Source organism: Sulfitobacter sp. IGS-18 (assembly GCF_059628195.1).
Window position 1 is genome coordinate 2,060,798 of sequence record NZ_CM184556.1, and the last position, 25,450, is coordinate 2,086,247.

General features: G+C 64.0%; 24 protein-coding genes. 7 read left to right on the forward strand and 17 right to left on the reverse strand.

The window, feature by feature from the left end; genetic code table 11:
• Positions 1 to 500: 500 nt before the first annotated feature.
• Genes ACWNZ3_RS09970 through ACWNZ3_RS09990 form a run of 5 tightly spaced genes read right to left on the reverse strand, consistent with a single transcriptional unit; the run spans position 501 to position 6,924 of the window.
• Positions 501 to 1,082: an amino acid synthesis family protein gene (locus tag ACWNZ3_RS09970; protein WP_496899850.1), complete on the reverse strand. Its 582-nt coding sequence runs from the start codon at positions 1,080 to 1,082 to the stop codon at positions 501 to 503.
• Positions 1,075 to 1,905, reverse strand: a complete 831-nt coding sequence (locus ACWNZ3_RS09975; RefSeq protein WP_496899851.1) for a UPF0280 family protein — start codon at positions 1,903 to 1,905, stop codon at positions 1,075 to 1,077. Before ACWNZ3_RS09975 ends, ACWNZ3_RS09970 begins: the two co-directional genes overlap by 8 nt.
• Complete coding sequence (locus tag ACWNZ3_RS09980) at positions 1,902 to 3,335, reverse strand: 6-hydroxynicotinate reductase (RefSeq protein ID WP_496899852.1); 1,434 nt, start codon at positions 3,333 to 3,335, stop codon at positions 1,902 to 1,904. Before ACWNZ3_RS09980 ends, ACWNZ3_RS09975 begins: the two co-directional genes overlap by 4 nt.
• The gene (locus ACWNZ3_RS09985) at positions 3,332 to 6,079 is read right to left on the reverse strand and encodes a molybdopterin-dependent oxidoreductase (protein ID WP_496899853.1); all 2,748 of its coding nucleotides are present in this window, start codon (positions 6,077 to 6,079) and stop codon (positions 3,332 to 3,334) included. The genes ACWNZ3_RS09980 and ACWNZ3_RS09985 overlap by 4 nt, the downstream gene beginning before the upstream one ends.
• The gene (locus ACWNZ3_RS09990) at positions 6,076 to 6,924 is read right to left on the reverse strand and encodes an FAD binding domain-containing protein (protein ID WP_496899854.1); all 849 of its coding nucleotides are present in this window, start codon (positions 6,922 to 6,924) and stop codon (positions 6,076 to 6,078) included. Before ACWNZ3_RS09990 ends, ACWNZ3_RS09985 begins: the two co-directional genes overlap by 4 nt.
• 68 nt (positions 6,925 to 6,992) lie before the next feature.
• Here ACWNZ3_RS09990 and ACWNZ3_RS09995 point away from each other — a divergent pair, with 68 nt between their 5' ends.
• Positions 6,993 to 7,424, forward strand: coding sequence for a MarR family winged helix-turn-helix transcriptional regulator (locus ACWNZ3_RS09995; RefSeq protein WP_269362061.1), 432 nt, complete (start codon positions 6,993 to 6,995; stop codon positions 7,422 to 7,424).
• Positions 7,425 to 7,878: 454 nt separating this feature from the next.
• On the opposite strand, the gene ACWNZ3_RS10000 is transcribed toward ACWNZ3_RS09995, so the two are convergent.
• The 6 genes from ACWNZ3_RS10000 to ACWNZ3_RS10025 all read right to left on the reverse strand — a co-directional run bounded on the left by ACWNZ3_RS10000 (position 7,879) and on the right by ACWNZ3_RS10025 (position 13,949).
• Positions 7,879 to 8,574, reverse strand: coding sequence for an ABC transporter ATP-binding protein (locus ACWNZ3_RS10000; RefSeq protein WP_496899855.1), 696 nt, complete (start codon positions 8,572 to 8,574; stop codon positions 7,879 to 7,881).
• Positions 8,574 to 9,266 (reverse strand): ABC transporter ATP-binding protein, encoded by a 693-nt coding sequence (locus ACWNZ3_RS10005; protein ID WP_274575674.1) that lies wholly within the window; start codon positions 9,264 to 9,266, stop codon positions 8,574 to 8,576. Before ACWNZ3_RS10005 ends, ACWNZ3_RS10000 begins: the two co-directional genes overlap by 1 nt.
• Complete coding sequence (locus ACWNZ3_RS10010) at positions 9,263 to 10,207, reverse strand: branched-chain amino acid ABC transporter permease (RefSeq protein ID WP_269362056.1); 945 nt, start codon at positions 10,205 to 10,207, stop codon at positions 9,263 to 9,265. Before ACWNZ3_RS10010 ends, ACWNZ3_RS10005 begins: the two co-directional genes overlap by 4 nt.
• Positions 10,204 to 11,130 carry a branched-chain amino acid ABC transporter permease gene (locus ACWNZ3_RS10015; protein ID WP_269362055.1) on the reverse strand — a complete coding sequence of 309 codons (927 nt, stop codon included), beginning with the start codon at positions 11,128 to 11,130 and terminating at the stop codon, positions 10,204 to 10,206. The genes ACWNZ3_RS10010 and ACWNZ3_RS10015 overlap by 4 nt, the downstream gene beginning before the upstream one ends.
• Before the next feature lie 46 nt (positions 11,131 to 11,176).
• Entirely contained in the window at positions 11,177 to 12,457 is a 1,281-nt protein-coding gene (locus ACWNZ3_RS10020; RefSeq protein ID WP_496899856.1) for an ABC transporter substrate-binding protein, read from the reverse strand.
• Positions 12,458 to 12,572: 115 nt separating this feature from the next.
• Entirely contained in the window at positions 12,573 to 13,949 is a 1,377-nt protein-coding gene (locus tag ACWNZ3_RS10025; protein ID WP_496899857.1) for a hypothetical protein, read from the reverse strand.
• Between the two features lie 29 nt (positions 13,950 to 13,978).
• Here ACWNZ3_RS10025 and ACWNZ3_RS10030 point away from each other — a divergent pair, with 29 nt between their 5' ends.
• Genes ACWNZ3_RS10030 through ACWNZ3_RS10040 form a run of 3 tightly spaced genes read left to right on the forward strand, consistent with a single transcriptional unit; the run spans position 13,979 to position 18,509 of the window.
• Complete coding sequence (locus ACWNZ3_RS10030) at positions 13,979 to 14,749, forward strand: copper chaperone PCu(A)C domain-containing protein (RefSeq protein WP_496899858.1); 771 nt, start codon at positions 13,979 to 13,981, stop codon at positions 14,747 to 14,749.
• 56 nt (positions 14,750 to 14,805) lie between these two features.
• A complete protein-coding gene (locus ACWNZ3_RS10035; protein WP_496899859.1) occupies positions 14,806 to 16,863 on the forward strand; it encodes a hydantoinase/oxoprolinase family protein in 2,058 nt (685 codons plus the stop codon).
• Entirely contained in the window at positions 16,860 to 18,509 is a 1,650-nt protein-coding gene (locus tag ACWNZ3_RS10040) for a hydantoinase B/oxoprolinase family protein (protein ID WP_496899860.1), read from the forward strand. The genes ACWNZ3_RS10035 and ACWNZ3_RS10040 overlap by 4 nt, the downstream gene beginning before the upstream one ends.
• Before the next feature lie 7 nt (positions 18,510 to 18,516).
• Here ACWNZ3_RS10040 and ACWNZ3_RS10045 read toward each other — a convergent pair whose 3' ends face one another.
• Genes ACWNZ3_RS10045 through ACWNZ3_RS10060 form a run of 4 tightly spaced genes read right to left on the reverse strand, consistent with a single transcriptional unit; the run spans position 18,517 to position 22,449 of the window.
• Positions 18,517 to 19,248, reverse strand: a complete 732-nt coding sequence (locus ACWNZ3_RS10045) for a proteasome-type protease (protein WP_269362048.1) — start codon at positions 19,246 to 19,248, stop codon at positions 18,517 to 18,519.
• A 32-nt stretch (positions 19,249 to 19,280) separates the two neighbouring features.
• Entirely contained in the window at positions 19,281 to 20,081 is an 801-nt protein-coding gene (locus tag ACWNZ3_RS10050) for a transglutaminase family protein (protein WP_274575667.1), read from the reverse strand.
• Positions 20,082 to 21,023, reverse strand: coding sequence for an alpha-E domain-containing protein (locus ACWNZ3_RS10055; protein WP_274575666.1), 942 nt, complete (start codon positions 21,021 to 21,023; stop codon positions 20,082 to 20,084).
• Position 21,024: 1 nt separating this feature from the next.
• Positions 21,025 to 22,449, reverse strand: coding sequence for a circularly permuted type 2 ATP-grasp protein (locus tag ACWNZ3_RS10060; protein ID WP_496899861.1), 1,425 nt, complete (start codon positions 22,447 to 22,449; stop codon positions 21,025 to 21,027).
• Between the two features lie 288 nt (positions 22,450 to 22,737).
• On the opposite strand from ACWNZ3_RS10060, the gene ACWNZ3_RS10065 reads away from it, so the two are divergent.
• Positions 22,738 to 23,223, forward strand: a complete 486-nt coding sequence (locus ACWNZ3_RS10065) for a flavodoxin family protein (protein WP_496899862.1) — start codon at positions 22,738 to 22,740, stop codon at positions 23,221 to 23,223.
• A gap of 41 nt (positions 23,224 to 23,264) precedes the next feature.
• Here ACWNZ3_RS10065 and ACWNZ3_RS10070 read toward each other — a convergent pair whose 3' ends face one another.
• Positions 23,265 to 23,708 carry an SRPBCC family protein gene (locus ACWNZ3_RS10070; protein ID WP_496899863.1) on the reverse strand — a complete coding sequence of 148 codons (444 nt, stop codon included), beginning with the start codon at positions 23,706 to 23,708 and terminating at the stop codon, positions 23,265 to 23,267.
• A 130-nt stretch (positions 23,709 to 23,838) separates the two neighbouring features.
• Positions 23,839 to 24,324: a winged helix-turn-helix transcriptional regulator gene (locus ACWNZ3_RS10075; RefSeq protein ID WP_114277186.1), complete on the reverse strand. Its 486-nt coding sequence runs from the start codon at positions 24,322 to 24,324 to the stop codon at positions 23,839 to 23,841.
• A gap of 88 nt (positions 24,325 to 24,412) precedes the next feature.
• Here ACWNZ3_RS10075 and ACWNZ3_RS10080 point away from each other — a divergent pair, with 88 nt between their 5' ends.
• Positions 24,413 to 24,757, forward strand: coding sequence for a VOC family protein (locus ACWNZ3_RS10080; protein ID WP_274575661.1), 345 nt, complete (start codon positions 24,413 to 24,415; stop codon positions 24,755 to 24,757).
• Between the two features lie 38 nt (positions 24,758 to 24,795).
• The gene (locus tag ACWNZ3_RS10085; protein ID WP_496899864.1) at positions 24,796 to 25,437 is read left to right on the forward strand and encodes a dihydrofolate reductase family protein; all 642 of its coding nucleotides are present in this window, start codon (positions 24,796 to 24,798) and stop codon (positions 25,435 to 25,437) included.
• Positions 25,438 to 25,450: the final 13 nt, after the last annotated feature.

Genomic DNA, 25,450 nt, shown 5'->3' on the forward strand with positions numbered 1-25,450 from the left:
TATTTGTTAGGGAGGCGCTCCGAATGCGCGTCTCAATGCGCCCTCCCAGGCTCGGGCGCGGCCCTTCGTTCGAAAACGTAACGCTGAGCGCAGAAGAACGATTTACCTCCGGCGGCAGCCGTTTCCGGGTTTGTCAGCAATCTGACATGTCAAATATGACATGTCTTTTATGACAGGTCATATCGCGCAGTTCATATCATGCAGGCTTGGGATATTGAGCGTGTCACCCTGACAGCCCCGGCAGCAGAGCGATCAACCTCGCGTCTTTGTCACCTATCCAATGTTGCCCCGGGTTGCCTCTGACACGCCTGCGAACCTACCGCAAAAGATGACCTGTCAAATATGACATGTCATATTTGACAGGTCTCAAACGCGGTCCAGCGGCAACCGGCCACAACAGACGAGCCGGGCCGGGAATTGCTCCAGCCGGGCCTGCTCCCCCTCCTCAGCGTCCCGCGAAACACCCGGACATGTGGAAATGAAAAGACCGCCAACCGCCGCTACCGCAGCCCGTCTTCCCCCTTCACCTGCCAGACCTCCAGCCCGCCCATGCGCGAATGCACCCGCCCGCCGCAGGACATGGCAAGGGCAAAGACGATCTCATCCGCGCGCGGCCCGTCGGGCAGGCCCACCTCGATCCCGTCGAAATGGCTGCGGACATAGGCCGCGTTGATATGGCCCAGCGGCACGTCCAGCCTGCTGCCCACGCCGCCGCGCTTCATGCAGGAGGGCACGATGGCATTGGACTGCCCCAGCAGCCCGCGCATCGCATAGCCCCCTGGCACATGCCAGAGTGCGGCATGCTCCAGCTCGCCGTTTTCGCCGACGATGGCCCCCTTGCCATAACCGTCGATCCCCTCCTTGCCGCCAAGTGCGGCGACCAGGCGTTCGCTCATCTCCGCCCCCAATGGCTTCAGATCCTCCATGGCCGGTTGCAGATCCGCCTCATAGCGTCCGGCAAAGGGGTTCTTCACACAGGCGAAGATGGCCCCCAGCTTGCGCGGGACCTCGGGCAGCGGGCCGCCGTCGTGATGGACCTCTTCCAGGATCAGTTGCATCTTGCGGATGGGAAAGTCAGACATTTGGGATGGCTCCTTGGGTATGGGTGGCATGGACGGTCCGGCCCGCAAGGCCCAGCACCGCCTGATCAATCAATCCGCGCCGGCAAAGGCTGTTGGCCAGGGCCTGTCCACGGGCGAGGGCCGCGACGATTTCGGCTGCATCCAGCGCCCCGACATCGGTGGTGACAAGCCTGTCGCCAAGGTCGCTGTCGGGGCTGAGCGCACGGGCCGGGACCCGCCTGATGGCCGGGTGATCCGGCAGATCCACGGCATTGGCGATCAGTGTTGCTGCCACATCCGCGGCCGCGGCTGTCGTGGCGGCCACGGTGACCGCATCGGCAATGCCCAGCGAATGGCTGCGCCCACGCCAGCCGGAGGTCGCAAGCCCGCGCGCGGAATCCGCGGCGGTGATGTGGATCGGACCCGCGGGCCCCTCTGCGGTAACCTGATGCCCCGTTTCCAGGTGGAACGCCACGTCGCCGCCGTTGTTGACATAGATCTTGCCGGCGTGGTGTTCGGCCAGAACAGCCGCCAGGATTTCATCCGCCACCGCCCCCGCGACAGCAGCCATCGGCGTGACAAAGGTATCCTCGTAAGGTCTGACCGCCTGCACCATGCGCCGCGCCACCGGGTCGGTGACCCTTGTGCCGACATCAACGGGTCTGCGCAGCACCGGCAGTTCCGCCACCAGCCCCGAAAGCAGGGTCTGAAACCGCGCCGTCGCCGTTGCGTAACAGGTGGTGGCATCGCCCCCGGTCACCTCGATGATCAGGTCGATGGGGCCATGGTTCAGGTGCAGCCGCCGCCCGTCCGGCAGGATATGCGCCTGGGGTTCCGCGCTCACGCGCCATCCCCCAGTACCCGCGATGCGCGTCCGTATTCGCCGCCCCGTGCCAGCACGTCCTTCAGGTCGCGCACCTGGGTGCCGTGCCCGCCAAGCGCCTCGTAATCGGCGCGGCGCACGGTAAATTCCAGCGGCGCCACCAGCGCCGGGGTTGGCACATAGCCGAAGGCCCCCGCAGGCACCTGGGTGACATCCACCATCACCGTGATCCCGCCCCCCGGCCAGCGATAGGTCGGCGCGCCGCCAATGGTCACGCGGGTGCGGTCCTGTTTCACCGAATTGGTCAGATGGATCGGGTTGCGCGTGACCCCCGAGCGCAGCGAGCCTCCCGCGCCCCCCATGAACAGCACGGTGCAAAGCGCAGGCTCGCAATTTTCCGCAATCAGATCGACCGAGGGTTTCAGCGCCTCGGGCATCGTTTGCGGTTCTGGTTCCAGATCGTCGTTGAGCACGTAATAGGCGGAATGCTCGCCCGTGGTGGAGACCATGAGCAGCGACAGACCGGGCCGCGCGCCCTTGGCCGCGCGCCAGGGGCCGAGAATCTTCAGCGGGTCGTCGATATCGGTGCCGCCCCAGCCCAGGCCGGGTTCGGCCACCTTGAAATAGCGCCCCGGGGTGGAGCGTCTGCCATTGATCTTGATGCCGGTCTCGGGCCAGTCGATCACCTTGCCCGCCTGATGTTCCGACACGACCCCGGTGATGTGGTCGTCCACCACCACCACCTCATCCACCAGCCCCTGCCACTGCACCGCGAACATGCCGATGGTGGCAGAGCCACATCCGACCCGCATCCGGCTTTCCTGCTGGCCGTCCACGATGGGGGCCGCACCGGCCTGCACCACCACGGTGGAACCACCGTCGATGCTCAGCTCCACCGCCTCGCCGTTGCACAGGCGCAGCAGCGTGTCGCAGGTGACGCGCCCTTCGGATTTTTCACCGCCCGTCAGGTGATCGACCCCGCCCAGCGACAACATCTGCGAGCCGTATTCGGAGGTCATCACATGGCCCACCGCCTCGCCCTTCGCGCGCACGGTGGCAGCTTCGGCCCCCAGGTGGCGGTCGGTGTCGATCTTTACCTTGACCCCGCAATAGGAAAAGATCGCCTCCGTCACCACGGTGACAAAATCCACCCCGTCAATCTCACGGCTGACAATGAAAGGGGCCGGCTTGTAATCCGGATAGGTGGTTCCCGCCCCGATGGCAGAGACAACCACATCGTCGCCCGACGCCGATGTGCCGTCCCAGTCGGCGGCGAGAAAGGGTTTGACTGCGTCGCCCTTGGCAATCCGCCGGTCCAGGATGGTCAGGGGATCGCACCGGATGATCTGCCCGTTCTCGTTTGCATAACGGTCGCAGGCCCCGGCCCGGCCTTCGGCGATGTAGCACATCACCGGACAGGCATCGCAGCGGATTTTCTCTGGCTTGGTCATTGGCGTGACGCCTTGATCGCGGCCAGCACCCGATGGGGCAATGCCGGCACTTTGGTGATTTTCGCCCCCGAGGCATCGCGGATCGCATTCAGGATCGCGGGTGCGGTCGGGATCAGCACATGTTCGCCCAGCCCCTTGGCCCCCATCGGGCCTTCCGGGTCCGGCTTTTCGATCAGGATCGAGGTCACCGGCGGCATGTCCCCGATGGTGGGGATCAGGTAATTGTGCAGGTTCTCGGTCTGCCCCGGCAGGTATTCCTCCATCAGCGCCAGTCCAAGACCCTGGGCAATCCCGCCCTCGATCTGACCTTCGGCGAGCAGCGGGTTGATGACCCGGCCCACATCATGGGCGGCGACGATATGGCGGACCTTTGTGGTGCCAAGGGCCATGTCCACCTCGACTTCGGCCATCTGCGCCCCATAGCCGTAAAGCGCATAGGGGGTGCCCTGCCCGTCCGCATCCAGCCCGGTGGTGGGCGGATCATAAGTTTCCTCGGCAGCGATGACATATCCCTGTGCATCCGGCACCATGTCTGACAGGCCGATCTCGCGGGTTTGCCCGCCTTGTGTGACCGTCAACCGGCCATCGCGCAGGGTGATCTGCTCGGCCTCGGCCAGGTTGGTCTGGCGCAGGATCGCCGCGCGCAGGGCACGTCCTGCCGCCTCGGCCGCGCGCCCGGTGATGAAGGTCTGGCGCGAGGCAGAGGTCTTGCCACAATCCGGCGTCAGGGCGGTGTCGGGGCCGATGATATCGATGGCTCCGATGGCAATGCCGATGGCATCCGCCGCAATCTGCGTGATCACGGTATTCGACCCCTGCCCGATGTCCGTGGCCCCCTGATGCAGCTTCAACCGCCCCTCGGCGGTGATGCCGATGCGGATGGTCGACGGGTTCGGCAGGCCGGTATTGCCGCAGCCATACCAGCAGGAAGCGATGCCGATGCCGCGCTTGCGCGTGTCAGAGGCCGCGTTGAAGGCCGCAACCGCGCGCTGCGCCGCTTCCCAATGCGGTTGCAACGCCTCCAGGCATTCCACCAGCCCGACCGATTGCATCACCTGCCCGCAGGGTGACTTGTCGCCATCGCGCAGGGCATTGCGCAGGCGAAAGGCCAGCCGGTCCATGCCGCAAGCCTGCGCCAACTCGTCATAGAGCATTTCCTGCGTGATCGCCGCCTGCGGCACGCCGAAACCGCGAAAGGCGCCTGAGGTGGGGCCATGGGTATGCACCGCGCGGCTGGTGGCGCGGTAATTTGGCGTGAGATAGGGGCCCGAAGCATGAACCGGCACCCGCGTGGCCACGGTTGGCCCCCAGCTGGCATAGGCCCCGGTGTTGAAATCGCCGTGAAAGGTCATCGCGGTGATGCGGCCTTCCGCATCGGCCCCGATGCGCGCCTCCATCGTGCCGGGATGGCGTTTGGTGCTGGCCTGCATGGATTCCGTACGGCTGAAGACCATGCGGCAGGGCTTGCCGGCTTTCAGCACCGCCAGCCCCAGCAAGGGCTGCAGCGTCACGTCCAGCTTGGAGCCGAAGCCCCCCCCCGCCGCCGCCGGTATGATGCGCAGCCGGTCATGCGGCAGGCCCAGAACCCGCGCCGTGTCCTCCAGGTCCATGACCGGGGCCTGGGTGCAGGCCTGGATCACCAGCGTGTCGCCCTCCAGCCAGGCCGCCCCTGCCTCAGGTTCGATATAGGCGTGTTCGACATAGGAGGTCTCGAAATGTCCGGTAACCACATGGGCCGATTCCGCCAGAGCGGCATCCGGCGCGCCGCAGGCCACGCGGCCGCGGATCAGGGTGTTTTCGGGCCTGTCGCCATGCAGCTGCGGCGCATCGGCGGCCATGCCCTCTGCCTCCGTCAGTGTATGGGGCAGCGGCGACCAGGTGACGGGAAAGCTGTCCAGATCCAGCGGTTCGACCGCCTCAGGCGAGCCGACCACCAGCGCCACGGCCTCTCCCCTGTAGCGGGCGAATTCCTCGGCCAGTGCGGGCTGATCGGCCAGCGGCGGGATCACACCATAGCGGTTCTCGCCCCTGATATCGGCGGCGGTGATCACGCAGGCAATCCCGGGAATCTGCGCGGCCCAGCTTTCCGTATCCCCAAAGCTGAAACCGGCATGGTAATGCGGACTGCGCACTGCGCGGACCAGAAGCGCGCCTTCGGGTGCATAATCGGCGCCAAAGATCTCTGTCCCTTCCACCTTGCGCGCTCCGTCGAGCCGGGGGATGGCGCGGCCCACGGCGGCACCTGCCTGGGGCATGTCCTGCATCTGCGCGGGCGTGGTGGCGGCCATGACAGCCGCGATGATCTTGCGGTATCCGGTGCAACGGCACAGCACCCCGGCAAGCGCATCCTCGACCTGGGCTTCGTCGGGTGTCGGCGTGTCGCGCAGCAATTCCATTGCCGCCATCATCAGGCCCGGCGTGCAGATCCCGCATTGCGCGGCCCCCTTGGCCAGAAAGGCCTGCTGAAGCTGCGCACGCAGCACCGGTTCAGCCGTTTCCAGGGTTTCGACGGTCCGGCCATCGGCCTGTGCCGCCGGGACCAGACAGGCACATTCCTGCCGCCCGTCGATCAACACCGTGCAGGCCCCGCAATCGCCTGCGTCACAGCCGATCTTGACGCTTTTCAGGTTCAGATCCTCGCGCAGGACCTCTGACAGGCGCCGACCCGGCGCGGTGTCAATGCGGCGGGAGGCGCCGCCGATGGTCAGGGTGATCTCTTGGCCCTTGGCCCTGTGGATGTTCATGCCGGCTCCTCCACTTGCAGTGCGGCGAGGGTGCGGCGCAGCAGTTCGGCGGCGCCGGTGCTGCGATAACCGGCCGTGGCACGCATGTCGTCCATCGGGCGCAGCGCAGCGGCGACGGCGCTGTCTGTGATCGCTGCGGGGGCCAGTGGCTTGCCGATCAGCGCCGCCTCCACCCCCGGCAGACGGGTGGCGACCGGACCGCAGGATCCGACAGCCAGCGCGGCCTGCACAACCACCCCGTCCTGCAGAACAATCCGCGCTGCGGTCATGGCGATGGAGATCACAAGGTACTGCCGCGCCCCCAGTTTCAGGAAATGCCCCTGCCCGGCCAGCGCCGCCTCGGGAATCACCACGGCAGTCACCATTTCACCGGGGCCAAGTGCGGTCTGGCGCGGCCCCGTGATGAACTCGGCCAGCGCGATGCTGCGGGTGCCCCTTGCAGATGCCACTTCGACCACCGCGTCCAGGGTCAGCAGGGGCGGCACCCCGTCAGCTGCGGGCGATGCATTGCACAGGTTGCCCGCTATCGTGCCCCGGTTCTGGATCTGTTTTGCACCGACCTCGCGCGCCGCCAGCTTCAGGCCGTCGCAGGCCGGTGGCAGATCGGCACAGATCAGATCGGACCAGGTGGTCGCCGCACCGATGCGCAGGCCCGCCCCGGCCCGGGTGATGCCGCGCAACGCGCCGATGGCGGTGATGTCGAGAATCGATCCGCCGAGCGCCTTGTGCTGGGTTGTGGGAAACAGGTCGGTACAGCCCGCCGCGATCCGGCAATCGCCCTGCGCCAGCCGGGCAAGAGCAGCTTCCAGCGTGTCGGGGCGGTGATAATGCGCGGTATCGGTCATGTCATTCCCGATTGTTGGTGTACAAGCAGATGTTGCGGGAGCCCGCGCAAACTGTCAATAATTTCCCTATGAGTGAAACAGAGATCACGGATGAAGCCTATCAGCTGTCCACACAGGTTGGATTCAACCTGCGTCGGGCGAACCAGCGGCATGTGGCAATCTTTGCCCGCCATGTGGACGGGCTGACGCCAACGCAATTCGCCGCCCTGGCGCGGCTGTTCGAACAGGGCCCCCTGTCGCAGAACCGGCTGGGCCGGGAGACCGCCATGGACAGCGCCACCATCAAGGGCGTGGTGGGGCGGTTGAAGGCAAAGGGTTTGGTGACCTCGCGGCCCGACCTGAACGACCAGCGGCTGCGGCTGGTGGATTTGACCGCCGAAGGCAAAGCACAGTTCAAACGTGCCGAAGCACAGGCGCTGGCCGCACGGGCAGAGACCATGGCCCCCCTGAGCACCGAAGAAGCGGCAATCTTCGAGGCTTTGCTGGCCAAGCTGGTCTGAGCCTGTCGATAGCCCCGTTTTCTTTGAAGAAACCGGTCCGGAGTTTTTGAAAACTCCGGCTTCTGCACGCCAGCGTTTTTCCCAAATAACCGCAGGCCGCTGCCACGCCGCCAACGACGCTGCGCAATCCCGTTTTCTTTGAAGAAAACGGTCCGGAGTTTTTGAAAACTCCGCCTTCTACACACCCAGGTATTTCCCGAACAGCCGCAGACCGCTGCCACGCCGCCAACGACGCTGCACAACCCCGTTTTCTTTGAAGAAAACGGGCCGGAGTTTTTGAAAACTCCGCCTCCTACACGCCAGCGTTTTTCCCAAACAACCGCGCGTCACTGCGCAGCGGATCGGGGGCCTCCGCGTAACGACTATCGCCCTGCTCACCCTCGCCACAAAACAACGCTGCAAGCCATCGTTTTCTTTGAAGAAAACGGGCCGGAGTTTTTGAAAACTCCGCCTCCTACACGCCCACGTATTTCTCGAACAACCGACGGTCACCACGCAGCTGTTCGGTGTCCACCACCTCGCGACCATGGCCGTTCTCGATAAAGGCGACGCGATCGGCGATCTGCAGCACGGCTTCGATCCGCTGTTCTACCAGAATGATCGCCACCCCCGCCTCCCGCATCTTTTCCACCGTCTCGCGGATCAGCTGGATCATCGACGGCTGCAACCCCTCCGTCGGCTCGTCCAGCAACAGCACCCGCGGCTCCAGGCACAGCGCGCGCGCCGTGGCCAGCATCTGCTGCTCACCGCCCGAGAGCGTCTCGGCCCGCTGGTCCAGCCGTTCGCGCAGACGCGGAAACATGTCCAACACCCGTTCGCGGGTCTCTGCCCCCTTGCCCCGTGTCATGAGCCCGATCTGGATGTTCTCGGCCACCGTCATCTCGGTGAACAGCCGCCTGCCCTGCGGGATATATCCGATGCCCTGGCGCGGCACCTCATGGGCGGGCAGCGTGCTGATCGGCGTGCCGTCCAGGCTGATCTGCCCGCCGCTCAGCGGCAACAGGCCCATGATCGCCTTCATCGCCGTGGATTTTCCCGCACCGTTGCGCCCCATCAGGCACAGCACCTCACCGGCGCGGACCTCAAGGCTGAAATCGAACAGCACCTGGATCGGGCCGTATCCGGTGGATATCTGGTCGAGCTTCAGCATCATCCGGTCCCCAGATAGGCATCTTGCACCGCGCGGTTGGCGTGGATCTCCGCCGGTGTGCCGGAGGCCAGGATGCGGCCCATGTCCAGCACCGTGATACGGTCGGCCAGGGCCATCACCACATTCATGTTATGCTCGATCAGCAGGATGGTGGTTTCCCCGGCAAGTTCACGGATCAGGGCGTTGAACCCTTCGATCTCGCTTTCGGCCAGGCCCTGGGTGGGTTCGTCCAGGATCAGCAGCCGGGGTTTCTGCGCCACGCCCATGGCGATTTCCAGCAGGCGCTGGTGGCCATAGGCCAGATCGCCGGTCATCTGGTCGGCGCGGTCGGCCAGCCCGACCCGGTCCAGTGCGGCCAGCGCCGCCCCCCGGTCCCGGCTGCGCAGCGCCAGCGCCAGGTTGTCGGCAAGCGAGAGCCGCGCATAGACCGCCGTGATCTGGAAGGTATAGGCCATGCCGCGCCGGATCCGCGCATGGGCGGGCAACGGAGTGACATTCTGCCCGTCGAACCAGACCTCGCCCGAACTGGCCGGAATACGGCCCGAAATCATGCCGACAAAGGTGCTCTTGCCCGCGCCATTCGGCCCGATCAGCGCATGCACCTCACCTTTCGGCAGGGCGAAATCCACCCCATCCACCGCTGTCAGCCCGCCATAGACCCGTGTCAGCCCCTTTGTCTCAAGTAGGATCATGGCAGCCACGCCACCCAGCGTTTGCGGATCTCGCCCACCAGGCCGGCCCGCGCAAACAATGTCAGCAGCACCAGCACCACGCCTGCAATCAGCATATAGGCATTGGTCAGCCCGCTGGAATAATCAATCAGGTAGAACATGAAGAGCGTGCCGACCAGTGGCCCGATGGTGGTGCCCGCCCCGCCCAGCAGCACCCAGAGCAGCGGAAAGATCGAATATTGCACCGAGGTGAAGGTCGCCCCGACATAGCCGAAGAGCACCGCATATCCCGCCCCGGCAGCGCCGGAGATCGTGCCGGAGATGATCACTGCCGCCAGCTTGTGTCGGAACACGTCATAACCCAGCATCCGGGTGCGTTCCTCGTTCTCGCGCACGCCGATCAGCACACTGCCAAAGCTCACCTGCATCATCCGCGCGGTGATCAGCAAGGCGGCGGAAAACAGCAGCAGCGCGGCCAGGTAGCGCGTGGTCGGCGCTGTCAGGTCCAGCCCCGCGATCTGGCGGGCCGATTGCGCGATGACAAAGCCTTCGTCGCCGCGCGTCCAGGCCCCGAAATAAAGCACGGTCAGATAGCCCGCCTGCGCGAACATCAGTGTCACGATCATGAAGGCAACCCCGATGGTGCGCAGTGCCAGCAGCGCCACCACAGCCGACAACGCTGCTGCACAGATCAGCGCAACCGCAAAGGCCGGGATCACCCCCAGCCCGCCGTATTGCATCGCCAGCCCCAGCCCGTACATGCCCGCGCCAAAGAACATCGCATGACCAAGACTCAAGAGCCCGGTATAGCCGAACAGCACGTTATAGCCGATGGCATAGGTCGCCAGCACCATGATCCGTGCGAGGTTGCCCTGGTGATAGCTGGGCAGCACGAAGGCCAGCACAAACAGCAGCGCGATAAGGCCAAGGTGAAGGAATGTGGATCGAGTGCCGATGCTCATGCCGGTTTCTTTCCGAACAGGCCCTGCGGGCGGAACACCAGCACCAGCGCCACCAGCAGGGTGGCGATGATCTTGGACAATGTCGGGCTGAGAAAGACGGAGATGATGCCGTCGGACATGCCGATCAGCACCGCCGCCAGGACAGTCCCGCGAATGGAACCCAGCCCGCCGATGATCACCACGATGAAACTCAGCAGCAGCGGGTCATGGCCCATCAGGTAATGCGCCTGCTGGATCGGGACGATCAGCACGGCAGCCAGCGCCGCCAGCCCCGCGCCAAGGCCAAAGACGATGGAATAGACCCGCGAGACCGGGATGCCGAAGGCCAGCGCGGTTTCGCGGTCAAGCTGCGTGGCGCGCATGATCAGCCCCGCCTTGCTGCGGGTCATGATCAGCCAGAAGGCCAGCAGGATCACGATGGCGGCGCCGATCACGAACAATTTGTAGCTGTTGGTGCTCAGCCCCCAGGGATAGAACATGGCAAAGCCGTTCTCGCCCCATTCGAACCAGGGCAGCGCGATGCGGTGGCTGAAGGGCGGCTCGACGGGCCGCGCCTCGGGGCCATAGGTCATCAGCGCGGTCTGTTGCAGGATGTAAAGCACCCCGATGGTGCCGACGATGGTTGCTTCGGGGTCGTATTTCACCGGCTTCAGGATCAGACGGTCCACCAGCACCGCCACCAGCCCCGCGATCAGCGGCGCCAGCGCCAGCGCAGCGACAAAGCCAACCGCCGGGTGTCCGCCGATGGAGGTGGCCACAAACCAGGCGCTCACCGCGCCCAGCATGAAGAATTCGCCATGCGCCACGTTGACCACGCGCATCACGCCGAACACGAGGCTGAGGCCAAGCGCCGTAAGTGCCAGCACCGCAGCGCCAACGGCGCCTTCCAGCACGGCAAGAAGAAGGTGAGGTCCGAAATCCATATGTCAGATGATATGCGCCGGGGTCCGAAACCCCGGCGCGGGCTCCTCAGAAGGACATCGAGGTGTAATCGACTTCATCGGGATAGAGCGTATCCTCGATGGAGGTCGTATGCACCTTGACCAGTTTGCCCTCTTCGACTCTCGAGATGTATTGTACGCCGAAAACCTGGTGCGTCTTGCCGTTGAAGCGTTTCGGCCCCTGCGGGTGCGCATCGCTTTGCGGCATGTCGGTCATCGCCTCGACTGCCTCGATCAGCTTGGCGCGATCTTCGGGGCCCTGGTAACCGGCGGCCTCCATCCCGGCCTTGATGATGTGCAGGGTTTCCCAGCAGCCGAACATATGGGCATAGGTCGAGACATCCTTGGGGTCCGACACGGACGCGCCGTTGGCATCCACGCCCACCGCCTCGCGGAACATCTTGTCATGGCTGGTCTGGTCTTCCTGCGCGTAGCGCGGGTTGCCCTCCCAGAAATAGGTGCCTTCGAGGAATTCCAGCCCCGGCGACGCCAGATCAACCGCTTCGAGCGAGTCGATGAAGCCAAAGATCTCGGGCCGCGAGGGGCCAAAGAATTCGCCCAGCTCCTTGACGAAGGTCAGAACGGCAGGGCCGACCATCACGTGATAGATCACTTCCGTATCGCGCGGGATCTTGGGGAAATACTTGGTAAAGGAGGTCTCGGTCGGCGGGATCGCGATCATCTCCAGCACCTCGCCGCCCTGCTCCTTGATCGCCGCCGAGAAATAGTCGCGGTGGTCATGGCCAAAGGCAAAGTCGGGATAGATCATCGTGACCTTCTTGCCCAGATTCTCCGACACGTAGGGCGCCATCGCCTGGACCTGGCTTTTCACGTCGGTGATGCCGGGTTGCAGGGTATAGCGGTTCAACATGCCGCTGGCGACGTGATGCCCTTCGGAAACCACGAAATAGGGCAGTTTCAGCTCGCCCGCGGCCGGGGCGGAGCCAATCACCACATGGCTGAACAGCGTGCCGAAAGCCACGTCGCAGCCCGACTGGTTCGCGAATTTCTCCAGCACTTCCGCGCCGCGCTTGGGGTCTGTGCCGTCATCCTCGGCCACGATCTCCACCGGCCGGCCATTGATGCCGCCCGCGTCGTTGATCATCTTGACGGCGGCCTCGGTGGTGCGCCCGTACCAGCGGCCATAGGCGGCGCCGATGCCGGTCGAATGCTGCTGAAAGCCGATCTTGATCGGTGCGCTAGATTGCGCGCTGGCAAAGCGGGCGGCCAGCGGTGCGGCGGCCAGAAGCCCGCCAGCGGCAGCACCCTTCAGTACGCTACGGCGATTTGTCATCAGTTTAGGTGTCATTCCAACTCTCCCTGTTGGGCGGGACCATTTTCGGTTTCCCGTTTGTCCCTGAATGTTGTTTGCATACATGCAATTTGTCCAGAAATTTCTGAACATCGCATTCCGGTAAGGCGATTCATGCCCCTTTTGGCGCGGCCAGCAACCACAAACCGAGCATTGTGTAGGCAATCATGAAGATCGAGAGCGGCAGCGTGGCCATGGCGGCGCGCGGCCCCTCGCCGAACAGCCGCAGCGCGATGCGATGCGACAGCAGGACCGACCAGACATGCCCCAGCACCACCAGCCCCGCCTGCGTCACCCAGATCACCCGCACGCTGTCGATGCTGTTGAAGAACCCGGTGGTCACCCGGAACGGCTGGATGCCCAGCCAATCCGCCCCGCGCGCAAAGGGATCGCTGAGTGCCGCGACGGCATATTGGATCTGGACCAGAAAGGAGGTGAGGTAATGGGCAATGTGATAGACCAGCGCAATCGGCAACAGGCTGAGGGCGAGCCAGCCGAAGGCCTGTGCATAGCGCACCTCTGCCCGGGCAAGGCGCAGGCCCAGCCAGACCGCCAGGGCAAAGACACCCAGAAGTGCTGCAAACGCCAGCGCCAGCCCGGTCAGCGTCTGCACCACCACGGCGGAGCGGCCCGGAAATTCCAGCGGGTTCACGCCGATCCGGCCAAGCCACCAGAATGTCCCGTTCAACCCGTCGAAACTGCCCACGGCCAGCAGGGTCAGGGCGAAAATCCCGGCGGCCGGAGCGGGCCTGTCCGCCAGCAGCCGCCAGCCCGGCCCGCCCAGCCCGGCACGCCCCGAAAGACGCAGGGGCGCGAGGCTGGCAAAGGCCGCAAAGACCGCATGCCCCAGCTCCGCATGCGCTAGCCAGCGCCGCCCGCACAGGATCATGCCCGCAAAGGTCACCAGCCAGTAGATCGCAACAAAACGCGCCAGCCGCGCCGGATCGTCCGGCGCGATATCCGCCAGCAAGAAGGCGGCAAAGCCCAGCAGCAACGCCACAGCAGGCCAGCGGCCCAGCCCCGCAGGCAGCTTCAAGACAGGCCGAAGCGGCCCCAGCAGCTGGTAAAGCCCGGTCCAGGGGTTGATCCAGCGCCAGAGGTTGCCCAGAACACCCGACAGGCTGACTGCTGCCACCCAGCCCAGGGTCCAGAAGCTGAGCGGCATCAGGTTCGACAGCGGGTCGCGCGGCCCGGTGACGCCAAGATAGAGCACAAAAAACAGGCAGATCAGCGAAACAAGGCTGCTTATTTGCTGCGCGCGCTCGAAGTGTCGCGGTGCAAGCGGGCGGTGCGCAAAGAGCCCCCTGACCGCACCGCCGGGCAGCGCAAACAATGCCAGCACCGTCAGCGTCACCGCCGCCACACCTGCCGCCGTATAAACTTCGGTCGGCAGCAGCAGGACAAATCCCTGCTCCGACACATGCGCCTGTGCCGCAGCGGGCAGCAAGGCGCCCAGCTTGACGCCTATGACGATCTCACGCAGTCTCATGGCGGCACTCTGGCGACGGGAAACGGGATTTGAAAGCGGCTTTTGTTCTTGTGGCCCTTGCGGCGCTGTCGCTTGCGGTCTGGCTGGCAGGCTTTGGCGGTGCCGCCTCCCGGTTGCTGATCGAGAATGCGGTGGCCCAGCCGATGGATGACGGCCACCTTGGCGCTTTCCTGAGCATCGACAACCAGGGCGCGCCCGACCGGCTGCTGTCGGTGTCCAGCCCGGTGGCGGCGGCGACGCTTTACAGCCCGGCCAGCGCGGAGGGGCTGCCGGTGCCCAGCGGACATTCCGCCCTGGCGCTGGATGCGGCCCATATCAGCATCCGCCAACCCGAAACCCCCTTTGCACATGGCGCCCTGGTGCCGCTGGTCCTGAGCTTTGCCAATGCGGGGGACGTGACCGTCAAGGCGCGCATGTCGGACCCGGCACAGGCCGGGGCCGCGGGCGAAGTGGGCCTTTTCGGCATGGGCGACATCTGCATCGTGGGGGACGGCGAACCGGCGCCGGAGATCACGATCGGGGCCACGCCCGAGGGCGATGGCTGGCAGGTGCGGATCACGGCAAGCGACTTCACCTTTTCCGAAGATCTGATGGGGCTTTACCATGTGCCCGGCACCGGACACGGCCATATCTATGTGGGCGGGATGAAGCTGGGGCGACTCTTTGCGCCCGAATACCACATCGGCCCCCTGCCCCCGGGGTCCCACGAAATCCGGGTGACGCTGAACACCAATGACCACCGCGCCTATGTGGTCGGCGACACCCCCGTCACCGCCAGCACCATCATAACGGTTGACTAAACGCGGCGCTTCGCGATTTTATTGGTACACAAGTGAGTTTGGCGAAAGGCACCGGCGTGAAACACTCCGAAACGAGGGGCAGCATCATTGGTGTGGATGTCGGTGGCACCTTTACCGACCTGGTGATGGTGGACAGCGCAAGCGGCACCATGCGCATTGCCAAGACACCGACAACCCTTGATAATCAGGCCTTTGGCGTGCTGGCGGCACTGGAACAGGCCGAAGTCGATCTGGGCGAGGTCGGCTTGATCGTGCATGGCACCACCACCACCACCAACGCGGTGCTGGAACGCAAACTGTCGCGCACCGGGCTGATCACCACCGCCGGATTCCGCGATGTGCTGGAACTGGGGCGGCGCACGCGCCCGCAGGCCTACGGGATGAAAGGGCAGTTCACGCCGATCATCCCCCGCGACCTGCGGCTGGAAGTGCCCGAACGGATGGACGCCCAGGGCAATGTGCTGATCCCGCTGGACGAGGACGCTTTGCGCGCCGCGATCAGGCAGTTGGTCGGCACGGGCTGCGAGGCGCTGGTGATCCATTTCCTGCATGCCTATGCAAATCCGGCGCATGAGCTGCGCGCCGCAGAAATCGCGGCGGAGACATGGCCAAACAGCTACATCACCACCGGCCACAGCCTGCTGTCGGAAAGCCGCGAGTTCGAACGCGGTGTGACGGCGGCGGTCAATGCTTCTGTGCAGCCGCTGCTGGAGCGCTACGTCGCGCGGCTGCGCGATGAGCTGGCGGCCAAGGGGTATCGCGGCGATGTTCTGGTGATGAACGGCAATGGCGGCATGGTGTCCTCGCGCCTTGTCGCGCGCGAGGCCGCCAAGACGGTGATGTCCGGCCCCGCCTCTGGCGTGATGGCCGCCGCCTATACCGGCAGGCGCGCGTCGGAGCCGAACCTGCTGACCTATGACATGGGCGGCACCAGCACCGATGTGGCGCTGATCCGCGACGGCACGCCGCCAGTCTCGAACGAGATCGAGGTGGAATATGCCATGCCGATCCATGTGCCCATGGTCGATGTGCGCACTGTGGGGGCCGGTGGCGGCTCCATCGCGCGGGTCAATGCGGCGGGGCTGCTTGAGGTCGGACCGGAAAGCGCAGGTGCCGATCCGGGGCCGATCTGCTATGGCAAGGGCGGCACGCGGCCGACGATTTCGGATGCCAACATGCTGCTGGGCCGTCTGAATACCGCCAAGCTGAACGCGGTGGCGGGCGGCGTCGGAATGGAGGAGCTTGCCGCGGTCTTTGCCCGCGAACTCGGTGCGCCGCTGGGGGTTGATGCCCATGGCGCGGCGGATGCGGTCATTCGCATGGCCAATGCCAAGATGGCGGGAGCAATCCGCATGGTGTCGCTGTCGCTGGGGGCGGACCCGCGCGACTTTGCCCTGTTTGCCTTTGGCGGCGCAGGGCCGCTGCATGCCGCCGCTCTTGCGCGTGAGCTGGGCGTGCCCCGCGTGCTGGTGCCAGCCCGCCCGGGGATCACCAATGCGCTGGGCTGTGCCGTGGCCGACCTGCGCCATGATTTTGTGCAGACCCTGAACCAGCCGCTGGACGATCTGGACATTCCCGCGCTGCACGCCGCATTCGCCGGGCAACTGGCCGAAGGTCAGGCGGCATTGGCGCGTGAAAATGTCACCGTCACCCGAGTCGAACACCATTTCAGCGCCGACATGCAGTTCCTGGGTCAAAGCCATGTGGTGCGTGTCCCGCTGGCGGATGCGACACCTACGGCAGAAACCCTGCGCAGCCGCTTCAACGAGGTCTACTGGCAGCGCTTCAAGGTGGCGCTGCCGGAGATCCGCGCGCGCATCGTCAATGTGAATTGTTCGGTCATCGGGGTCTGCGCGCCGGTGGACCTGTCGCGGCTGATCGACGCTGCGGGCAGGCAGGCCCATGCCACGCCCACCGGCCACCGCAGCGTCTATTTTGATGGCAGCCCCCATGACACGCCGATCTACTGGCGCGATCACCTGCCGGCAGATGTGACGCTGGATGGCCCCGCGATCATTGAACAGCTTGATTGCACCACCCTGATCCCGCCCGGTGACCGGGTTACCGGCGGCGTCGACGGCAACCTGATGATCCATATCGGAGCGGCGGAATGAGCAGTATCGACCCCATCACCCTTTCGGTCATTCAGGCGGGCCTGCAACAGGTTTGCGACGAGATGGACCTCAGCTTCTCCCGCGCTGCCTTCTCTCCCGTGATCGCAGAGGCGAACGACCGCTCCGACGGGATCTATGCCGCCGAGGATGGCGCGCTGATTGCCCAGGGCGCGGGCGGCTTGCCGGTCTTTGTCGGCACCATGCAATATTCCACCCGTACCCTGATCGAGATGATTGCGGCGGGCACCGCCCCTGCCCCGCAGCCCGACGACATCTATATCGTCAATGACCCCTACCTTGGCGGCACGCATCTGATGGATGTGCGCTTTGCCCGGCCTTTTTACCGCAATGGTGAAATTTTCTGCTGGCTCAGCAACACGGGGCATTGGCCCGACACGGGCGGTGCCGTGCCGGGCGGCTTTTCGGCCTCTGCCACATCCGTGGAACAGGAAGGGCTGCGCCTGCCGCCGGTGCGCCTGTTCAAACAGGGTGTGCTGGACCCGGAAATCTACGCGATCATCTGCTCCAACATCCGGGTGGCCGACCAGCGCATCGGCGACGTCAAGGCGCAGGCCGCCGCGCTGATGGTGGGAGAGGAACGGCTGAACGCGCTGCTGGACCGCTACGGCGACGATGTGGTGCGCGCGGCAATCGCGGAGCTTCGCAAGCGGGCCGAAGCCCAGATGCGCAGCCTGATCGACGAGATCCCGGATGGGGAATATACCTCCACCGCCTGGATCGACAGTGACGGGGTGGTGAACGAACCGCTGGCGATCCGGCTGAAGGTGACCAAGACGACCGGCCATCTGACGTTCGACTTTGCGGGCAGCAGCCCGCCCTGCATGGGGCCGATGAATTCGGTGCTGGCGACCACCTTGTCCTCCGTCTACCTCGCGATGCGCCACATCTTTCCGCAGGTGCCGATCAGCGCGGGCGCGTTTGAACCGCTGGAGGTGATCCGCCCCAGAGGCACCTTCCTGGATGCGCATTACCCCCGCCCGGTCTCGGGTTGTGCCGCGGAAGTCAGCCAGCGCATCGCTGAAGCCGTCTTTGCGGCTCTGGTCGAGGCGCTGCCGCACCGCGTCACCGCCGCGCCCGCAGGCACCAGCGGCAACTTTGCCCTGGGCGGGCATGACCCGCTGACCGGGCGCGATTTCGTGATGTACCAGCTTTCGGGCGGTGGCTATGGCGGCAATGCGGATCATGACGGCATCGCCAACGGCTGTTCCACCATCGGCATTTCCAAGGCCCCCCCGGTCGAGATCATGGAGCAGAATTTTCCGGTGCTCTACCACCGCTATGCCCTGCGCGAAGGATCAGGCGGAGCGGGGCGGCATCGCGGCGGTCTGGGGCTGGATTACGAGTTGGAACTCAGGCGCGGCGACGCGCGGGCGAGTTTCGTGATGGACCATGGACGCTTTGGCCCGCAAGGCGCGCTGGGCGGTGCCGATGGCGCGGTGAACGAGGTCGAAGTCTGGCGCGACGGTATCCGCTACATCCCCGAACACCTGTCCAAGGAACAGGATATCGCGCTGAAAGCGGGTGACCGGGTGCGGGTGAAAACCCCGGGCGGCGGCGGCTTTGGCCCCGCGTCCGAACGTGACCCCGCCCTGAGCGAAGAAGATGCGCGGCTGGGCCGGAGCTGACGCCCCGTCAGACCGAATAGCTGGGCAGCAGCTGGAAGGCATCGCGCAGCGCGTCGCCCCAGCCGGTGGAGATGGATTGATAGACAGGATCATCCTTGCCCACGCGCTTTTGCCGCGATGTGTCGAAGGAATCGGTCTCATACACCATCAGGTCGAAGGGCAGCCCCACCGACAGGTTCGATTTCACCGTCGAATCGAATGAAACCAGCAACAGCTTGATCGCCTCTTCAAAGCTCATGTTCCGGTCATAGGCCCGCACGAGGATCGGTTTGCCGTATTTCGTCTCTCCGATCTGGAAGAAAGGCGTATCGTCGGTGATCTCGATGAAATTGCCCTGGGGGTAGACCAGGAACACGGTCGGCGGCCCCTCCCCGATCTGGCCGCCCACGATGACCGAGGCGGCAAACTGGTCGTCGGAAGTCTGCCCGGTGGGTGAACTATCCACGATCACTTCCTTGAGGGTCGCCCCCACCAGCCGCGCCACCTGAAACATGGTGGGCTGGCGCAGGATGCTCGGGTCGCGGTCCTCGGGCGACTTGGAGCGTTCCTCCAGCAGGCTGATCATCGCCTGGGTGGTGGCCAGGTTGCCTGCGGTCATGATCGTGATGGCCCGTTCGCCCGGCGTGGACCAGGTGAACATCTTTTTGCTGGTTGCAAAATTATCGACACCCGCGCTGGTGCGGGTATCCGACATGAAGACCAGACCCTTGTTGATCCGCATCCCGATGCAATACGTCATCCGATTTTCCGATTACGAGGTTCAGCCCAGAATTACTGCTGCACCTGCAAAGATACAATCAATTCTTCCTCTGCCGACCCCAGCCGCAGCCCTTCGATCGGCGAGGCGTCGCGTGCGTCGCGCCCGATGGCGATGCGCACATAGCGTTCGTCCGGCGAATAGCCGTTGGAGATGTCGAAACCGACCCAGCCCAGCCCGTCCACATGCGCCTCTGCCCAGGCGTGGGTGGCATCCTGATCCACCCGGTCGTTCATCATCAGGTAGCCGCTGACATAGCGCGCCGGGATGCCCGCAACCCGCGCGGCAGAGATGAAGATCTGCGCATGGTCCTGACAGACCCCGCCGCCACCGCCGGTCAGCGCCTCTTCGGCGGTGGTGTGGCTGTGGGTGTTGCCCAGCACATATGGCACCCGTTCCAGGATCGCGGCGGACAGCCCGTGCAGCCCGTCCAGCGGATTGTCATAGCCTTTCAATATGCCAGAGATATCGCGGATTTCAGGGCCCGGTTCCGTCGAAAGGGTCGGCTCCCTGAAGTGCCACAGCGGCGCGCGGGTATAGACCTGGCCCAGCACGCCACTGGCGTTTTTGGTCTCCACCGTGCCGGAGGCCATGATCGACAGCGCCTGCCCGCCGGGGTCGAGGCTGACCAGATCGACATGGTTGCCATAATGGTCAAGATACTGGTTCTCGACCTTGCCGCCCTTGACCACGATGTTCCAGTCAATGACCTCCTGCACCGCAGAGGAGAGCGGACGCAGGCGCACCTTTTGCAGCGCGTAGCTGACCGGCGCGGTGTAAAGATACTCGGTGGTATGGCTGATCTGGATCTGCATCTATCCGTTGAACCTGTAATCCTGCTCGATCTGCCAGGCAAGCCGGGCCGTGTCGTCGATCACCGTCTCGACGAATTCGTGCAAACCTTCGTCAAAGATCGACCCGATGTCACGGCCCTTGAGACGCGCCAGCAGTTCTTCGGCCAGGTCGTTGGAGGGTTTGCGCATCTGGTATTCCTCTGCCAGCAGGCCCAGGTTCGCGGCGATCTGGCTGGCGCAGAAATTCAATGACCTTGGCATCCTGGAATCGAGGATCAGGAAATTCGCGATGGCGGGGGCGGTAAAGTCGTCTTCCACCGCCCAGCGGAAGGACCGGTGCGCCGAAACGGAGCGCAAGACGGTTTCCCATTGCACGTTGTCCAGCCGGCTGCCGACAAAGGAGGGCGACGGCAGCAATGAATAATATTTCACGTCGATGATGCGCGCGGTGCTGTCCATCCGTTCGATTGCAATGCCAAGACTGCAGAAGTCATAGATGTCGTTGCGCAGCATTGTCCCATGCAGTGCGCCGCGCACCAGCGCCGCCTGCTGCCGGATCACGGAGAGCACCCGGGGCACCTCGGTTTCCGGCACGGGGTTCTTCAACAGCTCGGAAAACATCATCCAGGTGTCGTTGACCGCATACCAGACCTCGGTGGTCAGCGCGGTGCGTGTCAGCCGCGCATTGTCGCGGGCGGCCTTGATGATCGACAGGACCGAACTGGGGTTATGCGCCTCGCGCAGCAGGAAATTGATCACCTGGCTGCTGTCATAACCCTCATGATGTGCCTCGTAGGTGTCCTGACTGGCCGAGGTGACGATCACCGATTTCCATTCGGCCTCCGCGTCGTTGGAACGGGTCAGCGCGATGCGGAACCCCGCCTCCACCAGTCTGGCGATGTTTTCGGCCCGCTCAAGGTAACGAAACATCCAGTACAATCCACCCGCAGTCTTTCCCAGCATATCAGTCGTCCAGAACCCAGGTGTCTTTGGTGCCGCCGCCCTGGCTGGAGTTCACCACCAACGACCCCGCCTGCAGCGCGACCCGTGTCAGGCCGCCCGGCGTGATGTTGATCCCCTTGGGCGAGACCAGCGCAAAGGGGCGCAGGTCCACGTGGCGCGGGGCCAGACCGCTTTCGGTAAAGATCGGCACCGTGGAGAGCGCCAGCGTTGGCTGCGCGATATAATTGTTTGGCCGCGCACGCAGTTTTTCGGCAAAAGCGGCGATTTCCTTTTTGCTGGCGGCAGGCCCCACCAGCATCCCGTAACCGCCCGAACCATGGACCTCCTTCACTACCAGATCGGCAAGGTTGTCCAGCACGTAATTCAGGCTGTCGGGTTCCGAGCAGCGGTGCGTTTCCACGTTCTTCAGGATCGCCCGTTCACCGGTGTAGAATTCAACGATGTCAGGCATGTAGCTGTATATCGCCTTGTCATCCGCAACGCCGGTGCCGGGCGCATTGGCAATGGTGATATTGCCCGCACGGTAGACATCCATGATCCCCGGCACACCCAGCATGGAACTGGGGTTGAAGGTCAGCGGATCGAGGAATGCGTCATCGACCCGGCGGTAGAGCACGTCGATCACCTTGTAGCCCTGGGTGGTGCGCATGGTGATATGGCCATCCACAACCCGCAGGTCGTGCCCTTCCACCAGTTCCACGCCCATCTGATCGGCAAGGAAACTATGCTCGTAATAGGCGGAGTTGAAGATGCCCGGCGTCAGCACCGCCACGCAGGGCCGGCCGGTGCAGGAAGCCGGGGCCGTTGCCTCAAGCGCGCGGCGCAGGTTCTTGGGATAGTCGCTGACCGGCTGCACGCGGATCGTGCTGAAGAGTTCCGGGAACATCTGCAACATGGTCTCGCGGTTTTCCAGCATATAGCTGACCCCGGAAGGCGTGCGCGCATTGTCCTCCAGGACAAAGAAATCGTCCTCCCCGGTGCGCACCACGTCGGTGCCGACGATATGGGTGTAGACGCCGCCCGGCGGGGTAAAGTCGATCATCTGCGGCAGGAAGGCGTCGTTGCGCGCGATCAGTTCCGTCGGGATGATCCCTGCGCGCAGGATTTCCTGGCGGTTGTAGATGTCATGCAGAAAGGCATTCAGCGCCGCCACCCGCTGTTCGATCCCGCGCGACAGCTTGGTCCACTCCCGGCTCGACAGGATGCGGGGGATCAGATCGAAGGGGATCAGACGTTCCTCGGCATCCGTCTGACCATAGACATTGAAGGTGATTCCCGTCCGGCGAAAAAACGCCTCGGCCTCGGCCGCCTTTTGCGCAAGGCGCTGGTTGTCCTGGGCCGCAAACCACGCATCGTAATAATCATATGGGGCACGCGCACCGGCGTCTGAAAGCATTTCATCGAAGGGAAAGACTTTTGATTTCATGGGTAAAACATATGACAAACCGGCCACCTGGCAATCTTGCACATGAATTCCGAACGGCTGCTTTGCACAAAACATCGTCGCAGGCGGCAATATGCTCAAAAACAAGGCACATGCGTGCGGTGCCGCACCTGATGCCCCGGCTCACGCAGGCGTCGAAGCCGCCCGGGACCGACCGGCGCGCTGCCTCCGGCAGTTTTCCGGTTGCGCCCACCGCCCTGTCGGACAACCCTTGGGCCGGGGCGGCATGCAGCGCCTCAGCACCCGAACCCGCGGTCAGACAGGCATTCGATGACAAAGCTCCTTGTGGTCTATCATTCAAAAACCGGCGGCAGCAGGCAGATGGCCGAAGCGGCGGCAGAGGCGGCGCAGGCCGAGACGCCCACCACCCTGCTGACCGCCGCCGAAGCAGGCCCGGAGGATCTGCTGGCCGCTGCCGGCTACATCTTCTGCGGCCCGGAGAATCTCGCGGCGATTGCAGGTGTGATGAAGGATTTCTTTGACCGCTGCTATTACCCGGTGCTGGGCCGGATCGAGGGCCGCCCCTATGCGCAGATGATCTGTGCCGGGTCAGACGGGGAGAACGCCAAGCGCCAGACCGCCCGCATCGCCCAGGGCTGGCGCCTGAAAGAGGTTCAAGCGCCCATCATCATCTGCACCAATGCCCAGACGCCCGAGGAAATCCTGGCGGAAAAGACAATACCGGAGAAGGACCTTGCCCTGTGCCGTGACCTTGGCGCGGCTATGGGTGCTGGGCTGAACATGGGCATGTTCTGACGCAGCCCGGCACCACGACGGCAGCACCAGCCTCGGGCACCTTACTGGTTGATCTCCGGTTCCACGAGCTTTGCCAGCTTCCGCAGGCTGTCCTGCCAGCCCAGATAGCAGGCTTCGAGCGGGATCACCTCCGGAACGCCGTCCTGCACGACGGACATTTCCGTGCCGACAGAGACAGCCTTCAGGTCGACGGTGATCGTCATCTCGCCGGGCAGGTTTGGATCGTCGAACCGGTCGCTGTAGACCAGCCGCGGACCCGGAACCAACTCCTTGTATTCGCCGCCGAATGAATGGCTGTCACCGGTCGTGAAATTGCGGAATGACATGCGGTGCGTCCCGCCGACCTCGGGCGTCAGTTCGTGGACCGTGCAGAGAAACCCATAGGGCGGCAGCCAGCTGGCCACGGCGTCGGGTTCCAGAAAGGCCCGATAGACCTTTTCGGGTTTGGCGGCGATGACGCGGTGCAGACGGACCGTGTTGGGCATGGCGATATCCTTTTCTTGCTCATCTTGTTTGAAGATTCTTGCTCGCCTTATTTTACGGACATCCTGCCATCCCATCGCTCGAAAACGTATGGAATTCTTGTCACGCTGCGATCTGCGCGGCAGTCCGCTGTCATTCGGCAAGTGCCGCCAGATAGGCTTCGGTCAATTCCGCAATCACCGAACGCGCCGGCGGTGCCGCGCCAAGATGCAGGCTCCGCAATTCCGCCATGAACGCCTCCCACATCTCGGGACCGCCCTCTTCCAGAAGCTGCGCGCGGATCGACAGTTCCCGCGTGACCGGCGTAAAGCGCCGACCCCATGCGCCCATCTGCGCAAGCAGCGGCACCAGCTGGATCGCGGGTTCCGTCAGGCTGTAGACCGTCTTTTGCTTGTGCGACGGGTCCGGACTGGTGGAGAGCAGACCCGATTCAGTCAGCTTCTTCAGCCGGTCCGCCAGGATGTTCGAGGCGATGCCTTCCTCGGAATTGTTGAGCAGGTCGCGATAGTGCCGGCGGTTGCCGAACATGATGTCGCGGATGACAATCAGGCTCCAGCGGTCGCCCAGCGTTTCAAGCGTCAGGTTGATCGGGCAACCGGAGCGGATAGGTTTGTCCATGTGGGGCCTCCGTAAACTGCTTGCAATATACATACGGTTCTGGTAATTCACAACTGCTTGCAAAACACATACAGAAAGGAAGGCAAAGATGCCTATAGTCAAGTTCTACGCCCAACTAAGCTGTTCCGACCTGAGCCAAAGCCTGCCTTGGTTCGAAAAACTGTTCGCACGCGGGCCTGATGACCGACCGATGGACGGTCTTGCCGAATGGCATCATGGCGACGATGCTGGCCTGCAGCTATTCGAGAACAAGAAAGATGCCGGTCATGGCACTCTCACCCTTATCGTCGAGGGCCTGCGCGACGAACGCCAGCGCCTGAATGAGGCCGGTCTTGCGCCCGGCCCGGTTGAACCAGCGACCTCAACCAGTCTCGTGAAGCTTGTCGACCCTGACAACAATACCGTTGTCCTCGCCCAGCCGGGCCGGGCCTAAGTCAGAGCAAACAATCTTCCAACAGCAAGGACGCAGTCATGACCAAGGTAATCGTTTCGGGGTTTTCGCTTTCCATCGACGGCTATGGCGCCGGGCCGGACCAAAGCCTTGAGAACCCGCTCGGCAAGGGCGGCGAGACGCTGCATACCTGGATGATCGAAACCAGCATGTTTCACACAATGCTGGGCAAGGATGGCGGCTCGCGGGGCGTCGACAACGATTACGCGACCCGCTCAATGGTAGGCTTCGGTGCCTTCATCCTGGGCCGCAACATGTTCGGTCCCATCCGTGGTGACTGGCCGGATGACAGCTGGAAAGGCTGGTGGGGCGACAATCCCCCGTATCACGCCCCGACCTTCATCCTCACCCAATATCCGCGCGACCCTGTCGAGATGGAGGGCGGCACCGTCTTTCACTTCGTCACCGAGGGGATCGCGGCCGCGCTTGAACAAGCGAAGGCGGTGGCCGGGGAACAAAACGTCAAGATCGGCGGCGGCGTCTCGACGGTGCGGCAATATCTTCAGGCAGGTCTTGTCGACGAGATTCACCTTGCCATCTCGCCGGTGGTCCTGGGCCGGGGCGAGGCGCTGTTCGCAGGGATTGACCTGCCGGCGCTTGGCTTTTCCGTCACTGAAACTGCCGCGACCGAGGCGGCGACCCACATCGTGCTCGCAAGATAGGAAAGACCTTCGC

Excerpts from the sequence above, each read along its gene's own strand:
- ACWNZ3_RS09980 (WP_496899852.1), bottom strand. The coding sequence starts at position 3,335 with ATGACCAAGCCAGAGAAAATCCGCTGCGATGCCTGTCCGGTGATGTGC.
- ACWNZ3_RS10080 (WP_274575661.1), top strand. The coding sequence starts at position 24,413 with ATGCCTATAGTCAAGTTCTACGCCCAACTAAGCTGTTCCGACCTGAGC.
- ACWNZ3_RS10070 (WP_496899863.1), bottom strand. The coding sequence starts at position 23,708 with ATGCCCAACACGGTCCGTCTGCACCGCGTCATCGCCGCCAAACCCGAA.
- ACWNZ3_RS10050 (WP_274575667.1), bottom strand. The coding sequence starts at position 20,081 with ATGCAGATCCAGATCAGCCATACCACCGAGTATCTTTACACCGCGCCG.
- ACWNZ3_RS09985 (WP_496899853.1), bottom strand. The coding sequence starts at position 6,079 with ATGAACATCCACAGGGCCAAGGGCCAAGAGATCACCCTGACCATCGGC.
- ACWNZ3_RS10075 (WP_114277186.1), bottom strand. The coding sequence starts at position 24,324 with ATGGACAAACCTATCCGCTCCGGTTGCCCGATCAACCTGACGCTTGAA.
- ACWNZ3_RS10040 (WP_496899860.1), top strand. The coding sequence starts at position 16,860 with ATGAGCAGTATCGACCCCATCACCCTTTCGGTCATTCAGGCGGGCCTG.
- ACWNZ3_RS10010 (WP_269362056.1), bottom strand. The coding sequence starts at position 10,207 with ATGAGCATCGGCACTCGATCCACATTCCTTCACCTTGGCCTTATCGCG.
- ACWNZ3_RS10055 (WP_274575666.1), bottom strand. The coding sequence starts at position 21,023 with ATGCTGGGAAAGACTGCGGGTGGATTGTACTGGATGTTTCGTTACCTT.
- ACWNZ3_RS09995 (WP_269362061.1), top strand. The coding sequence starts at position 6,993 with ATGAGTGAAACAGAGATCACGGATGAAGCCTATCAGCTGTCCACACAG.
- ACWNZ3_RS10000 (WP_496899855.1), bottom strand. The coding sequence starts at position 8,574 with ATGCTGAAGCTCGACCAGATATCCACCGGATACGGCCCGATCCAGGTG.
- ACWNZ3_RS10085 (WP_496899864.1), top strand. The coding sequence starts at position 24,796 with ATGACCAAGGTAATCGTTTCGGGGTTTTCGCTTTCCATCGACGGCTAT.
- ACWNZ3_RS10045 (WP_269362048.1), bottom strand. The coding sequence starts at position 19,248 with ATGACGTATTGCATCGGGATGCGGATCAACAAGGGTCTGGTCTTCATG.
- ACWNZ3_RS10020 (WP_496899856.1), bottom strand. The coding sequence starts at position 12,457 with ATGACACCTAAACTGATGACAAATCGCCGTAGCGTACTGAAGGGTGCT.
- ACWNZ3_RS10005 (WP_274575674.1), bottom strand. The coding sequence starts at position 9,266 with ATGATCCTACTTGAGACAAAGGGGCTGACACGGGTCTATGGCGGGCTG.
- ACWNZ3_RS10025 (WP_496899857.1), bottom strand. The coding sequence starts at position 13,949 with ATGAGACTGCGTGAGATCGTCATAGGCGTCAAGCTGGGCGCCTTGCTG.
- ACWNZ3_RS10065 (WP_496899862.1), top strand. The coding sequence starts at position 22,738 with ATGACAAAGCTCCTTGTGGTCTATCATTCAAAAACCGGCGGCAGCAGG.
- ACWNZ3_RS09990 (WP_496899854.1), bottom strand. The coding sequence starts at position 6,924 with ATGACCGATACCGCGCATTATCACCGCCCCGACACGCTGGAAGCTGCT.
- ACWNZ3_RS09970 (WP_496899850.1), bottom strand. The coding sequence starts at position 1,082 with ATGTCTGACTTTCCCATCCGCAAGATGCAACTGATCCTGGAAGAGGTC.
- ACWNZ3_RS10060 (WP_496899861.1), bottom strand. The coding sequence starts at position 22,449 with ATGAAATCAAAAGTCTTTCCCTTCGATGAAATGCTTTCAGACGCCGGT.
- ACWNZ3_RS10015 (WP_269362055.1), bottom strand. The coding sequence starts at position 11,130 with ATGGATTTCGGACCTCACCTTCTTCTTGCCGTGCTGGAAGGCGCCGTT.